This window comes from Pseudomonas sp. FP2338 (genome assembly GCF_030687515.1).
In the GTDB taxonomy this organism is placed as follows: domain Bacteria; phylum Pseudomonadota; class Gammaproteobacteria; order Pseudomonadales; family Pseudomonadaceae; genus Aquipseudomonas; species Aquipseudomonas salomonii.
The window spans coordinates 4,831,249-4,844,785 of the sequence record NZ_CP117436.1; the positions used below are offsets into that span (position 1 = coordinate 4,831,249).

Consider the following 13,537-nt stretch of genomic DNA (forward strand, 5'->3'; position numbering starts at 1 on the left):
CTCCTAATGGTCTTAGCCCGGATTCACCCCCCAGAACCCGGGTTTTTTTTGCCTACGATTTGACCGCCTCAGCCAGCCACGTGGGCCAGCGGGAACAGACGCTTGAAGTTCTCGGTAGTCTGCTCGGCAAAGCGCTCAAAGGATTCACCGCGCAGCATCGCCAAGTAATCGGCCACATCACGCACGTATTCCGGCAGGTTCGGCTTGCCGCGATGGGGGATCGGCGCCAGGTAAGGCGAATCGGTTTCCACCAGCAGCCGGTCGGCCGGCACCTGACGCGCCACGTCGCGCAAGGCGTCGGCGTTGCGGAAGGTAACGATACCCGACAGGGAGATATAGAAGCCCAGGTCCAGCGCGGCCTTGGCCATGTCCCAGTCTTCGGTAAAGCAGTGCAGCACACCGGCCTGGGGCAAGGCCGCTTCGCGCAACAGTGTGAGGGTGTCGACGCGGGCGCCTCGGGTGTGGACGATCACGGGTTTGCCGGTCTGCCGGGCGGCTTGCAGGTGCAGGCGGAAGGAGGCTTGCTGCAACTCGGCGGCTTCAGGCTCGTAGTGGTAATCCAGGCCGGTTTCGCCAATCGCCACCACGCGTGGGTGGTTAAGCTCGCTCAATAGCCAGCCCAGAGCCGGCGCTTCACCCGGCTTGAGGTCCAGCGGGTGGATGCCGACCGAACAATCGACATCGGCATATCGATCAGCCAAGGCTTTGACGTCGGCGGCGTTGTCGGCGCTCACGCCGATGCACAGGAAGTGCCCTACCCCACGCTGGCGTGCCGCTTCCAGGGCAGCATCGAGGGAGCCGCCGTGCTGGGCAAGGTCGAGGCGATCAAGGTGGCAGTGGGAATCTACGAGCATAGGAAAGTACGACTTAATTCATGGGAAGTGTCTGACCGACGATACACCCGTCGGCCACGAAAATTAACGCCGGCCGAGCAAGCCGACCCATTGCACCAGCAGTGCTTCGAGCAACAGCACGCGGTTGAGGTTGGCTTTGCCGAGGACTTTCTGGCGCTGGGCCAGGATCCAGTCCTGGATGTTCAATACCTTGTCCTGGGCACTTTTTTGCGCCAGGTACTGCACCACTTTGCGCATATCCGGCAGGCCCAGGCCGTTTTCGTCCTGGGTCAACTGGTAGCGCAGGATCAGGCTCGACCAGTCACAGAACCAGTCGAACAGCAGCAGCAACGGAATATCCTTCCAGGCGCCTTCGGCCAGTTGCGTGGCGGATTGTTCCTGTTTGAGCAGCTTCTTGACGCCGTCCACCACCAGCGCCCTTTGCTCACGCACGCCTTGGGCCTGCAGCTTCACCGCCGCCAAGGGTGAACCGGCAGCCAGGGTCAGCAACTCGACCCGCTCGTCGGCAGAACATTCCGGCAGCGCCTGCGCCAGCCATTGCAGGCTCATGGCCTCGCTCGGCAGCGGACAGGCCTGCTGCACGCAACGGCTGCGGATAGTCGGCAGCAAACGGCTGGACTGATGGCTGACCAGCAACAGCACGGTGTCGCCCGACGGCTCTTCCAGGCTCTTGAGCAAAGCGTTGGCGGCGTTGATGTTCATCGCCTCCACCGGCTCGATCAATACTACCTTGCGCCCGCCCATCTGCGCGGTCTGCACCACAAAGCTGACAAGATCACGCACCTGGTCGACCTTGATCGCCTTGTCGGCCTCTTCAGGTTCGAGCAGGTAGTTGTCGGGGTGGCTGCCGGCCTTGAGCAGCAGGCAGGATTTGCACTCCCCGCACGCGTCCAGGTTGACCGGTTGCTTGCACAGCAGGCTGGCCATCAGGCGCTCGGCCAGGGCGCGCTTGCCGATGCCGATGGGGCCGTGCAGCAAATAGGCATGGGCATGCTGGGCGCGCCCGGCCAATTGCTGCCATAGGCTGTCCTGCCACGGGTAGGCTTCAGCCACGGGCGCGCTCCAGGAGTTTGGGCAGCAGAGCATCGATGGCCTGCTGTACCTGCACCAGTGGCTGGGCTGCGTTCAATAAGGAGTAACGCGCAGGTTCAGCCTTGGCACGCTGCAGGAATGCGCTACGGACCGCATTGAAGAATGTCGAACCTTCCAGCTCGAACCGATCCAATCGGCCACGGGCACTGGCGCGGGCCATACCGACTTCCACCGGCAGGTCGAACAGCAGGGTCAAGTCGGGGCGCAAGTCGCCTTGGACGAAAGCTTCCAGGCTGGCGATGCGCTCAACGGACAAGCCGCGCCCGCCTCCTTGGTAAGCATAAGTGGAATCGGTAAAACGGTCGCAAATCACCACCGCGCCCCGTGCCAGCGCCGGGCGAATCACTTCGGCCAAATGCTGGGCACGGGCAGCAAACACCAGCAGCAGCTCAGTGTCCGGATTCATTTGCTCTTCACCTGGAGCCAGCAACACTTCACGGATGCGCTCGGCCAGCGGCGTACCGCCGGGCTCGCGGGTCAGCACCACCTCGATGCCTTCAGCGCGCAGACGCTCGGCCAGGTAATCGCGGTTGGTGCTTTTGCCGGCGCCTTCCGGGCCTTCCAGGGTAATAAACAAGCCAGTCACAGGCGGTCCTTAGTCAGAGTCATTGCGGGCTTTGCGGCGCGGCGGTGTCCGACCCAGGCTCGGCGGGTTTTTCAACCGGCGCGGCATCGGTCGGTGGCGTCGCATCTTCCGGCGGTTTTACCGCCGGTGCCGGGCTGGAGCGATAATCGGCGCGGCGCTTGAGTTGGAACTCACGCACGGCGGCATTATGCGCATCCAGGTCATCGGAGAAAATATGGCTGCCATCGCCTCGGGCGACGAAGTAAAGGCTACTGCCGGCCACCGGGTTCAACGCCGCATGGATCGCCTCGCGGCCGACCATGGCGATTGGCGTCGGCGGCAGGCCAGCAATCATGTAGGTGTTATAGGGATTGGCTTCCTTGAGGTGCGCGCGGGTCAGCTTGCCGGTGTAGCGCTCGCCCAGGCCGTAGATCACCGTAGGGTCGGTCTGCAGCAGCATGCCGATTTTCAAGCGACGCACGAACACTCCGGCGATCTGCCCGCGCTCTTGCGGCACACCGGTTTCCTTTTCTACCAGGGAGGCCATGATCAGCGCCTGGTAAGGGTCGGTGTACGGCGCATCGGCGGCGCGCTGGCTCCATTCCTGGGCCAGTACCTCGTCCAGGCGGTTGTAGGCTTTTTTCAGGAATTCGACATCGGTCATGCCGCGCACGAAGCGATAGGTGTCAGGAAAGAACCGCCCTTCGGGAAATACGCCAGGGTGGCCGAGCTTATCCATCACTTCGCCGTCGCTCAGGCCCGACAGGGTCTGCACGATTTTTTCGTGTTTGGCCATCGCTGAACGCACCTGGCGGAAGTTCCAGCCTTCCACTAATGTCAGGCTGTATTGCACCACTTCGCCGCGCTGCCACAGGCCGATCAGGCCTTCGGCCGTCAGGCCCGGGGTCATGCGGTATTCGCCGCTGTGCAGCGGCTGGCCGTCGAGGTTGAAGCGCCAGTAGAGGCGCAACCAGAAGGCGCCATCCAGCACGCCTTCGGTTTCAAGGCGATTGAAGGTACCCGTCGGGGTCGCCCCGGCGGGTACATCGAGCAATTGTTCCTGGGTCAGATTCAGGGGCTGCTTCAGCGCAGAGTCGAGCTTCCAGGCCGAAAAGCCCAGTAGCAAGCCTGCCGAGACCAGGCCGATCTGCAGCAGTAAAACCAGTTTTCGTATCAACTCAAATTTCCAATAGCGCGCGAACAATGCCCTGCAGTTTACGGGTGAGCGGCCCAACCGACCAGCTCATCCCAGCGCAACCACGTACGGGCCAAATGCCATAAACGCTGTTGCACACGAAAACTTCGTCGGCCTGTTGCAACTGGTCCATGCTGATGTCGGCCACGGCCACCGGGACGCCCAGGGTTTGCGCCTGGGCCAGAATCTCGGCACGCATGACGCCGGCAACCCCGCAACGATTCAGATCAGCGGTTAGTAACAAGCCATTGCGCACCAGGAACAGGTTGCTGAACACGCCTTCGATGACGCGACCGGACCTATCCAGCATCAAGCCTTCGGCATGTTCGGTATCCTGCCATTCGGCGCGAGCGATCACTTGTTCAAGACGATTCAGGTGCTTGAGACCCGCCAGCAACGGCTGCTCGGCCAAGCGAGTGGCGCACGCAAACAGGCGGATGCCATCGGTTGCATGGGCCAGAGGATAAGCAGCGGGCGGATTGCCCTGCAAGATACGGCGCACGGGGACGCCAGGGTTGATGCCATAGCCGCGCAGGCTGTCGCCACGGGTGAGGATCAATTTGAGTACGCCATTGCCCATGGCAGCGGCGTAAGCCAGCACTTCGCTGCGGATCAGGGTTTGATCCGCAATCAAGGCGAGGCGCCTGCACCCCTCTTCAAGGCGTTGCAGGTGACGGTCGAGCAACACCGGCTGCCCGGCCTTGACGGCGATGGTCTCAAACAGGCCATCGCCGTACGCCAGGCCACGATCTTTCAGGGGCACGCTGCCCGCTGGCTGACCGTCGACCCAGCTGTGCATCACTCGGCGAACCGGCGGAACACCAGGGAACCGTTGGTGCCACCGAAACCGAACGAGTTGGAGATCACCACGTCGATCGGCATCGGTTGCGCTTGGTGAGGCACGAAGTTGAGGTCGCAGCCCTCGTCCGGCTCATCAAGGTTGATGGTCGGCGGAGCGACCTGATCCTTGATGGCCATGACGCTGAAGATCGCCTCGACCGCGCCCGCCGCACCCAACAGGTGGCCGGTCATGGACTTGGTGGAACTGACCGCCAGCTTGTAGGCGTGCTCACCGAACACCGACTTGATGGCTTCGGCTTCCGCCAGGTCGCCCGTCGGGGTCGATGTGCCGTGGGCATTGATGTACTGCACCTGGTTGGCGTTGACCTTCGCATCGCGCAACGCGTTGGTGATGCAACGTGCAGCACCGGCACCGTCGGACGGCGGCGAGGTCATGTGGTACGCGTCACCGCTCATGCCGAAGCCGATCAGCTCGGCGTAGATAGTGGCACCGCGCGCCTTGGCGTGCTCCAACTCTTCCAGCACCAGGGCACCCGCGCCGTCAGCCAGTACAAAGCCGTCACGGCCCTTGTCCCACGGACGGCTGGCACGGGTCGGCTCGTCATTGCGCGTCGACAGCGCACGGGACGCGCCGAAGCCGCCCATGCCGAGGCCGCAGGCGGCCATTTCGGCGCCACCGGCGATCATCACGTCGGCTTCGTCGTAGGCGATATTACGCGCCGCCATGCCGATGCAATGCGTGCCGGTGGTGCACGCCGTGGCAATGGCGTAGTTGGGGCCCTGTGCGCCCAGATGGATCGACAGGAAACCGGAAATCATATTGATGATCGAGCCCGGCACGAAGAACGGCGAAATTCGACGGGGGCCGGAATCGTGCAGCGTGCGGCTGGTTTCTTCGATATTGGTCAAACCGCCAATACCCGAACCCATGGCCACGCCGATGCGCTCACGGTTGGCGTCGGTGACTTCCAGGCCGGCATTACGCACCGCCTGAAAACCGGCTGCCAAGCCGTATTGAATGAACAGGTCGAGCTTGCGGGATTCTTTGACCGAGAGATATTCCTCGACATTGAAGCCCTTTACCGAGCCGCCAAAACGGGTGGAATAGGCAGAAAGGTCCGTGTGTTCGATCAGACCAATACCACTGTGGCCAGCCAGAATGCCCTGCCAACTGCTCGGCACATCTGTACCCAGTGGCGACAACATACCCATACCGGTGACTACGACGCGTCTACGCGACACAGCACTCTCCTTTTTCTAATGACGACACTTTGCTTCGCAGCTTATTTTTCATCACCGCTTAAAGAAAAAACCGCACGCCGTTACAGCAGTGCGGTTTTTCCCTGACAGCAAGCGACGACTACAAACTATTACGCCTGGTGGGTAGTAACGTAGTCGATAGCAGCTTGAACAGTAGTGATTTTTTCAGCTTCTTCGTCCGGGATTTCGGTCTCGAATTCCTCTTCCAGAGCCATCACCAGCTCAACGGTGTCAAGGGAATCGGCACCCAGGTCTTCAACGAAGGAAGCGGAGTTGGTCACTTCTTCTTCTTTAACGCCCAGTTGCTCGGCAACGATTTTCTTGACGCGCTCTTCGATGGTGCTCATACCTTGTTTAACTCCTAATGGACAAATTCAGGCAGCTGGCCAGTGGGTAAGTGTATAGAAAGCCTTTTCAGCTTTTCAACTGAAAGCTTCACCCTCGTACCCGACCGGCCACCTGCCTATAAATTAAGTTGCAGCTTTATAACGGATTTTAGACAGCTCGTATGACATTTTTTTGAAGCGATCCGTCACAATTTAACTCATGTACATCCCGCCGTTCACCGGGATTGTAGCCCCAGTCACGTATGCCGCACCGTCGGATGCCAGGAAAGTGACCACATTTGCGATCTCTTGAGCCTGGCCCAAACGGCCCAGCGGAATCTGGGTCAGCAACGCTTCACGCTGTGCTTCCGGCAGTTCGCGGGTCATATCGGTGTCGATGAACCCTGGGGCCACCGAGTTGACCGTAATCGAACGCGAACCGACTTCACGGGCCAATGCACGGCTGAAACCCTCCAGACCGGCCTTGGCCGCTGCATAGTTTACTTGGCCTGCGTTGCCCATGGCACCCACTACGGAGCCAATATTGATAATTCGGCCCCAACGCGCCTTGGTCATGCCGCGCAAAACCCCCTTGGACAGGCGAAACAGACTGTTCAAGTTGGTATCGACCACGTCGTACCACTCGTCGTCTTTCATGCGCATCATCAGGTTGTCACGGGTGATACCGGCGTTGTTCACCAGAATAGCCGGTGCACCGAACTGTGCAGTGATCTCAGCCAGCACAGCAGCAACAGACTCGTCGCTGGTCACATTCAGCTCAAGACCGGTGCCTTGCACGCCGTTTTCCTTCAAGGTCGCAGCAATACGCTCAGCGCCCGAAGCGGAAGTGGCGGTGCCGATCACAACGGCGCCTTGACGGCCCAGTTCCAGGGCGATCGCCTGGCCAATGCCACGGCTTGCGCCAGTAACCAGTGCAACTTTACCTTGCAGACTCATGCAGGCTTCTCCTAAAGGGTTTCAGGCCAGTGCCGCGCGCGCGGCAGCGAAGGCATCCGGGGTATTGAGGTTGGCAGTCGACACGCCGTCGGCGCAGCGCTTGTTCAGGCCGGCCAGGACTTTGCCGGGGCCGCACTCGACCAACTCAGTGGCACCATTGGCAGCCAGGGTCTGTACCGACTCAACCCAGCGTACCGGCTTGTAAAGCTGCTCCAGCAGGTCGCGCTTGAGGGTGTCGAGGTCGGCGGCAACGGCCGCGCTGACGTTCTGCACCAGCGGGATCTGCGGCGCCTGCCAATTGATGGCGGCGATGGACTCGGCAAAGCGCTCGGCAGCCGGGCGCATCAGCTCGCAGTGCGACGGCACGCTCACCGGCAACGGCAAGGCGCGCTTGGCACCAAGGGCCTTGCAGCCCTCAATGGCGCGCTCGACAGCGGCCTTGGCGCCGGCGATGACCACCTGGCCAGGGGAATTGAAGTTCACCGCGCTGACCACTTCGCCTTGAGCCGCTTCGGCGCAGGCTTGGATCACCACAGCGTCGTCCAGGCCGAGGATAGCGGCCATGCCGCCCTGCCCGGCTGGAACAGCTTCTTGCATCAGCTGACCACGGCGCTCGACCAGCTTGACCGCTTCAGCGAGGGTCAGGCTACCGGCGGCCACCAAGGCGCTGTACTCGCCCAGGCTGTGACCGGCTACATAAGCCGGGCGCGCGCCGCCTTCGGCCAGCCACAAGCGCCACAGGGCGATCGAGGCGGTCAGGATCGCCGGCTGGGTTTTATCGGTTTGATTGAGTTGCGCTTCCGGCCCTTGCTGGGTCAGTGCCCACAGGTCGTAACCCAGGGCATCGGAAGCTTCCTTGAAGGTTTCCAGGATCAGCGGATGTTGCGCGCCCAGCTCGGCCAACATGCCGAGGGACTGCGAACCCTGCCCTGGAAAGACGAATGCGAGGGATGTAGACATGTAACAAGCCCCTAATGATCTGGTCGTCAAAAATGCTCGCACCGACGGTGGGCGCGAACGAAACTGACAGATTGGATGGTCAATTGAACTGGCCGGTCACATTTAAGCACTCCCGGGCCGATTCGCCTAAGGCAACAGATCCTCAAGACGCCCGTGCAAACGTTGCGGCAGGTTTTCCTGGATCTCGATCAACGCTCGCGCAATCGCACTTTGAAAGCCCTGCACACCAGCCGAGCCGTGGCTTTTTACCACAATGCCCTGCAGCCCCAGAAAACTCGCGCCATTATGCCGTGCTGGCGCAAGGTCAGCCTGCAGGCGGCGCATCAACGGTAACGCCAGCGCGCCGACCATGCGTGAGGCCAGGTTCTGCTTGAACAAGGCTTCGATACGCGTGGCGATCATGGTCGCCAGGCCTTCGCTGGACTTGAGCAGGATATTGCCGACAAACCCGTCGCACACCACCACATCCGCCTCGCCCCGGTACAAGCCGTCACCTTCGACAAAACCGATATAGTTCAAGCCCCGCGCACCTTGCAACAAGGTGGCAGCCAGCTTGACCTGCTGGTTGCCCTTGATGTCCTCGGTGCCGATATTGAGCAACGCGACGCGTGGCCGGGCCACACCCAACGCCTCAGCGGCCACCGAGCCCATCACGGCGAACTGGAGCAGGTGCTCGGCACTGCAATCGACGTTTGCACCCAGGTCCAGCAGTTGGCAATAGCCTTTTTGCGTCGGAATCGCCGCAACCATGGCCGGACGATCAATACCCGGCAACGTCTTGAGCACATGGCGCGACAACGCCATCAACGCCCCGGTATTGCCGGCACTGACACAGGCTTGCACCTTGCCCTCACGCAACAACTCAAGGGCCACCCGCATTGAAGAGTCGGGCTTGCCACGCAAGGCTGCCGCGGGCTTTTCATCCATGCCGATGGTTTCGCTGGCCGCAGTAACGGTCAGGCGCGCGCGATCCACCGCCGGATGGCTGGCAATCAGTTCTTCAAGTAGGGAATGTTGACCGACGAGGGTCAGGTGCAGCGAGGGCGTAGCAGACAGGCTGGCAATGCAAGCCTGAACAATGCTGCGGGGACCGAAGTCCCCGCCCATTGCGTCAATCGCGATGACTTGAGCAGACAAGTGATTACTCGTCAGCGCCCTTGTCGATCACTTTACGGCCACGGTATACGCCTTCTGGCGATACGTGGTGACGCAGGTGAATTTCACCGGTGGTTTTTTCTACGGACAGAGTGCTTGCCGTCAGGGCATCGTGCGAACGACGCATGTCACGGGCAGAGCGGGATTTTTTGTTCTGCTGAACAGCCATAATTGATTAACTCCTAAACGTTTGGGTCACGCTTTAACTGCGCCAATACACTGAACGGGTTGGACCGCGTTACCTCGTCCTCGCTCGGCTCGGCCTCGTCATCAAGGCCCTCCGGCTGCTGGCATTCTTCCGGATGATGAGCAGGCACAATGGGCAAGGCGAGCAAAAGCTCCTCCTCGATCAGTGCATGCAGATCCAATGGATCTTCGCCCAGTTCCAGCACGTCATAACCTTTCGGCAACGACTGGGTATTCGCACCCTCTTTCACCACAGCATAACTGCATTCGCTGTGGATCGGCAGGGTGACCAGCTCAAGACAACGCTGGCAAACCATTTTGACTTCGGTGTCGATAAAGCTGTGGATTACCACAGACTTACGTTCATCTCGTTCAAAAACGAATTTAGCCTGCACCGTACCGACACTGTCGGAAAGCGGGTCGCAGAGTCTCTCCAAATCGGCCAGCAGCACTTCACCTTGGAGGGTGGTGCCACGATCAGCCAATTTGCGCGGGTCAACGTGAGGTGGAATCGGGTCATTCAACATAGGCGCAGCATTATAGGGATGCACCCAGCCATGTCAAAGGAAATTCAGCCCTGTGCGTCAGCTGGTCGCCCCGCTAGAATCGGCGGCTGCCTCGAGGAGACTCCCATGCTGCCTTTATTACTCGCTTCCAGCTCGGTTTATCGCCGGGAATTGCTGGCCCGCCTGCACCTACCGTTCATCTGCAGCTCGCCGGATATCGACGAAAGCCATCGCGCAAATGAATCGGCCATTGAGCTGGTCAAGCGCCTGGCGCAAGAGAAAGCCCGCGCCCTCGCCGTCAGTCATCCAGGGCATTTGATTATCGGCTCCGATCAGGTGGCCGCACTCGATGGCCGCATTATCGGCAAACCCCACACCTTTGAAAACGCCCGCGAGCAATTACTGGCCGCCAGCGGCAAACGGGTGAGTTTTTTGACTGGCCTGGCACTGCTCAACAGTGAGACGGGGCATTGCCAGGTAGATTGTGTGCCGTTTACCGTGCAGATGCGCGCATTGGACATGGAACGCATTGAGCGTTATCTGCGCATCGAACAGCCCTATGACTGCGCAGGCAGCTTCAAGGCCGAAGGGCTGGGTGTGAGCCTGTTTCAGAGCACCGAAGGGCCGGATGCGACCAGCCTGGTCGGCCTGCCGCTGATTCGACTGGTGGACATGCTGCTGGCTGAAGGCGTGCAAATCCCCTAGACCCACCACTAAAACCACTGTGGGAGCGGGCTTGCTCGCTAAAGCGGAGTGTCAGCCAACATATCTGTCACTGACCCACCGTATTCGCGAGCAAGCCCGCTCCCACATTTCGATCTACATCAGGGCCGAAATATCAGCGCAGTGTCGGGCCCTGAAAGCCCATGTAGTAGGCCAGCTTCTCCGCCACACTGGCACCCAGCTTCTTGGAGAAGCGATCAAACGGCGATTCCTGAACAGTGAAGTCCACCAGTTCCTTCTCGCCAATCACATCGCGCGCCACTGAACTGGCACTGCCCAGGCCATCGATCAAACCCAACGGCAGTGCCTGCTCACCGGACCACACCAGGCCGGAGAACAGCTCAGGATGGTCCTTGTCCTTCAGGCGATCGCCACGCCCCTGTTTAACGCTGGCAATGAACTGACGATGGGTGGTGTCGAGCACGCCCTGCCAGAACTGGGTTTCATCGGCCTTTTGTGGCTGGAACGGATCGAGGAACGACTTGTGCTCACCCGAGGTGTAGGTGCGACGCTCCACCCCCAACTTCTCCATGGTGCCGACAAAGCCATAACCGGCCGCTGTCACACCAATGGAACCCACGAGGCTGGCCTTGTCGGCATAGATCTGGTCAGCGGCGCTGGCGATGTAATAGGCACCCGAGGCGCCCAGGTCGGAAATCACCGCGTACAGCTTGATGTCCGGGTGAAGCCCGCGCAGGCGGCGAATCTCGTCATACACATAGCCAGACTGCACAGGGCTGCCGCCCGGGCTGTTGATGCGCAGGATCACGCCCTTGACCTTGGGGTCTTCGAAGGCTGCTCGCAGGCCACCGACGATATTATCGGCGCTGGCGGACTCCTTGTCGGCAATCACCCCGCGCACGTCGATCAAGGCGGTGTAGTTGTTGCCACGGGTCGCGCTTTTTTCCATGTCCATCAGCGGGCTGAACAACGCCAGCATGGCGATAAGCCAGATAAACGTCAGCAACTTGAAGAAAATCCCCCAGCGACGCGCACGGCGTTGCTCCTGGACACTGGCCAGCAGGGTCTTCTCCAACAGCTTCCAGCTTTTATCATCACCGCTTTCGGCCTTTTCGGGCGCTTTCCACTCGTCACTCATGCCATTAACCCCAGCAAAGACTTATCAGGCCCGGCTGAGCCAGGCTTGCAGTTCAGAAAAATGATCAATCGTCAGCCTGGGCTCGTATGCCTGCAAGGCTTCGGCAGCCTGGGCACCGTAGCTGACCGCCACGCTGTCCATGCCGGCATTGCGCGCCATCATCAGGTCGAAGGAAGCGTCACCCACCATCAACGCCTGACGCGGCGCTACGCCGCAATGCGCCAGGATCTGCTCCAGCATCAGAGGGTGAGGTTTGCTGGCGGTTTCATCCGCTGCACGGGTGATATCAAAATAATCTTCAAACCCGTGGGCCTTGAGCACCCGATCCAGCCCGCGACGGGCCTTGCCGGTGGCCACGGCCAAGTGATAACCCTCGGCGCGAAAGGCTTCCAGAGATTGCCTTACGCCGTCAAACAGCGGCGAAGGCGTGGCCTCCAGCCCTATGTAGTGATCGGCGTAATGGTCACGAAAAGCCACCAGCTCTGCGTCGCTGATCCGGGGGTACAAGGTACGGATCGCCTCGGGCAGGCCCAAGCCGATAATGCCTTTTACCGCCAGATCCGTGCACAACTCAAAGCCCGAACGGGTCGACGCCGCGTGCATTGAGTCGACGATGCGCCCAATGGAATTGCACAGCGTGCCGTCCCAATCAAAAATCAACAGCTTGTAGTCAGGGTGCGACACTCAAACGCTCCACGGTCTTGGCCCACATCTCATCGACCGGCGCCTGCAACTTCAGCTCGCCGCCATCGGGCAGCGGCACGGTGAGCATGTAGGCGTGCAGGAACAGGCGTTTGCCGCCCAGGTCGCGAATTTCCCTGGAGAAATCCTCATCGCCGTACTTGGTGTCGCCGGCGATGCAGTGGCCCGCGTGCAGGGTGTGCACACGAATCTGGTGGGTACGCCCGGTCACCGGCTTGGCCTCGACCATAGTGGCGAAGTCACCGAAGCGGCGCAGCACCTTGAACAGGGTCAGGGCTTCTTTGCCCTCCTCGTCCACTTCGACCATGCGCTCACCGGAGCGCAGGTTGCTCTTCTGCAACGGCGCACGCACGCTCTTGATGGAGCTGGCCCAGTTGCCACGCACCAGTGCCATGTAGCGCTTGTCCACGCCATCGCCACGCAAGGCGGTGTGCAAGTGACGCAACATGCTGCGTTTTTTGGCGATCATCAGCAGGCCGGAGGTGTCGCGGTCCAAGCGGTGGACCAGTTCCAGCTCCTTGGCATCGGGTCGCAACTGACGAAAGGCTTCGATCACCCCGAACGTCAGGCCACTGCCGCCGTGAACCGCAATGCCGCAAGGCTTGTTGATCACGATCAGCTTGTTGTCTTCGAAGACAATCGACGCTTCGAGGCGCTGCAACAGGCCCTGGGCCAATGGCACCGGCTCGTCACGCTCAGGCACGCGCACCGGCGGCACGCGGACGATATCGCCCGCCTGCAGCTTGTACTCGGGCTTGATCCGGCCTTTGTTCACGCGCACTTCACCTTTACGCAAGATGCGGTAAATCAAGGTCTTGGGCACGCCTTTGAGCCTGGCCAGGAGAAAATTGTCGATGCGTTGGCCGGCATATTCCGGCGAGACCTCGAGCAGCTGGACGCTGGGGGTCTGGGGGGCGGTAGTCGTCATGGCGGCGATGATAACAATTTTTTATGGAATTGAAGCACTTAATCATTGCTGCTATAGTCGCGAACGCCGCCAAAAGCGGCCTGGACAGAGGACTTGCGGCAAACTGCCGGCCCTGACCATCGCAATTCATCAGGACGCGAGGCCGTCCTACGGGGCTTTCGCCACCTTGGAAGGCTCAGGATTGTAACAAGCGCAGGTGACATGAGGCCTGAAGCGAGTGCAGAAAGC

The 13,537-nt window shown here is 60.5% G+C and carries 16 protein-coding genes; 1 reads left to right on the forward strand and 15 read right to left on the reverse strand.

Going from position 1 to position 13,537, the window contains the following annotated elements:
- Positions 1–68: 68 nt before the first annotated feature.
- From PSH96_RS21800 to PSH96_RS21855, 12 genes are all read right to left on the reverse strand, one after another.
- On the reverse strand, positions 69–854 hold the full coding sequence (locus tag PSH96_RS21800; RefSeq protein WP_305454987.1) for a TatD family hydrolase: 786 nt from the start codon (positions 852–854) through the stop codon (positions 69–71).
- 63 nt (positions 855–917) lie between these two features.
- The gene (locus PSH96_RS21805; RefSeq protein ID WP_305454989.1) at positions 918–1,907 is read right to left on the reverse strand and encodes a DNA polymerase III subunit delta'; all 990 of its coding nucleotides are present in this window, start codon (positions 1,905–1,907) and stop codon (positions 918–920) included.
- Entirely contained in the window at positions 1,900–2,532 is a 633-nt protein-coding gene (gene tmk, locus PSH96_RS21810; RefSeq protein WP_305454990.1) for a dTMP kinase, read from the reverse strand. Before tmk ends, PSH96_RS21805 begins: the two co-directional genes overlap by 8 nt.
- A gap of 19 nt (positions 2,533–2,551) precedes the next feature.
- Positions 2,552–3,688, reverse strand: coding sequence for an endolytic transglycosylase MltG (gene mltG / locus PSH96_RS21815; protein ID WP_305454991.1), 1,137 nt, complete (start codon positions 3,686–3,688; stop codon positions 2,552–2,554).
- Position 3,689: 1 nt separating this feature from the next.
- Complete coding sequence (gene pabC, locus PSH96_RS21820) at positions 3,690–4,505, reverse strand: aminodeoxychorismate lyase (RefSeq protein ID WP_305454993.1); 816 nt, start codon at positions 4,503–4,505, stop codon at positions 3,690–3,692.
- On the reverse strand, positions 4,505–5,749 hold the full coding sequence (gene fabF / locus PSH96_RS21825; RefSeq protein ID WP_305454995.1) for a beta-ketoacyl-ACP synthase II: 1,245 nt from the start codon (positions 5,747–5,749) through the stop codon (positions 4,505–4,507). Before fabF ends, pabC begins: the two co-directional genes overlap by 1 nt.
- A gap of 128 nt (positions 5,750–5,877) precedes the next feature.
- A complete protein-coding gene (gene acpP, locus PSH96_RS21830; protein WP_305454997.1) occupies positions 5,878–6,114 on the reverse strand; it encodes an acyl carrier protein in 237 nt (78 codons plus the stop codon).
- Positions 6,115–6,306: 192 nt separating this feature from the next.
- Positions 6,307–7,050 (reverse strand): 3-oxoacyl-ACP reductase FabG, encoded by a 744-nt coding sequence (fabG, locus tag PSH96_RS21835; RefSeq protein ID WP_015885432.1) that lies wholly within the window; start codon positions 7,048–7,050, stop codon positions 6,307–6,309.
- A 21-nt stretch (positions 7,051–7,071) separates the two neighbouring features.
- Positions 7,072–8,010, reverse strand: a complete 939-nt coding sequence (gene fabD / locus PSH96_RS21840) for an ACP S-malonyltransferase (protein WP_305454998.1) — start codon at positions 8,008–8,010, stop codon at positions 7,072–7,074.
- 126 nt (positions 8,011–8,136) lie between these two features.
- Positions 8,137–9,147, reverse strand: a complete 1,011-nt coding sequence (plsX, locus tag PSH96_RS21845; protein ID WP_370694309.1) for a phosphate acyltransferase PlsX — start codon at positions 9,145–9,147, stop codon at positions 8,137–8,139.
- A gap of 4 nt (positions 9,148–9,151) precedes the next feature.
- Positions 9,152–9,334: a 50S ribosomal protein L32 gene (gene rpmF, locus PSH96_RS21850; RefSeq protein ID WP_008152339.1), complete on the reverse strand. Its 183-nt coding sequence runs from the start codon at positions 9,332–9,334 to the stop codon at positions 9,152–9,154.
- A gap of 13 nt (positions 9,335–9,347) precedes the next feature.
- Positions 9,348–9,878: a YceD family protein gene (locus PSH96_RS21855; protein WP_186617513.1), complete on the reverse strand. Its 531-nt coding sequence runs from the start codon at positions 9,876–9,878 to the stop codon at positions 9,348–9,350.
- A gap of 105 nt (positions 9,879–9,983) precedes the next feature.
- Between PSH96_RS21855 and PSH96_RS21860 the strand changes: the two genes are divergently transcribed.
- Positions 9,984–10,562: a nucleoside triphosphate pyrophosphatase gene (locus PSH96_RS21860; protein ID WP_305455003.1), complete on the forward strand. Its 579-nt coding sequence runs from the start codon at positions 9,984–9,986 to the stop codon at positions 10,560–10,562.
- A 133-nt stretch (positions 10,563–10,695) separates the two neighbouring features.
- Here PSH96_RS21860 and PSH96_RS21865 read toward each other — a convergent pair whose 3' ends face one another.
- The 3 genes from PSH96_RS21865 to rluC are packed head-to-tail and all read right to left on the reverse strand — an operon-like array spanning position 10,696 to position 13,309.
- Positions 10,696–11,679, reverse strand: coding sequence for a S49 family peptidase (locus PSH96_RS21865; protein WP_056861647.1), 984 nt, complete (start codon positions 11,677–11,679; stop codon positions 10,696–10,698).
- 24 nt (positions 11,680–11,703) lie between these two features.
- Positions 11,704–12,363 (reverse strand): HAD-IA family hydrolase, encoded by a 660-nt coding sequence (locus tag PSH96_RS21870; protein WP_305455005.1) that lies wholly within the window; start codon positions 12,361–12,363, stop codon positions 11,704–11,706.
- Positions 12,350–13,309, reverse strand: coding sequence for a 23S rRNA pseudouridine(955/2504/2580) synthase RluC (gene rluC, locus PSH96_RS21875; protein WP_056861649.1), 960 nt, complete (start codon positions 13,307–13,309; stop codon positions 12,350–12,352). Before rluC ends, PSH96_RS21870 begins: the two co-directional genes overlap by 14 nt.
- Positions 13,310–13,537: the final 228 nt, after the last annotated feature.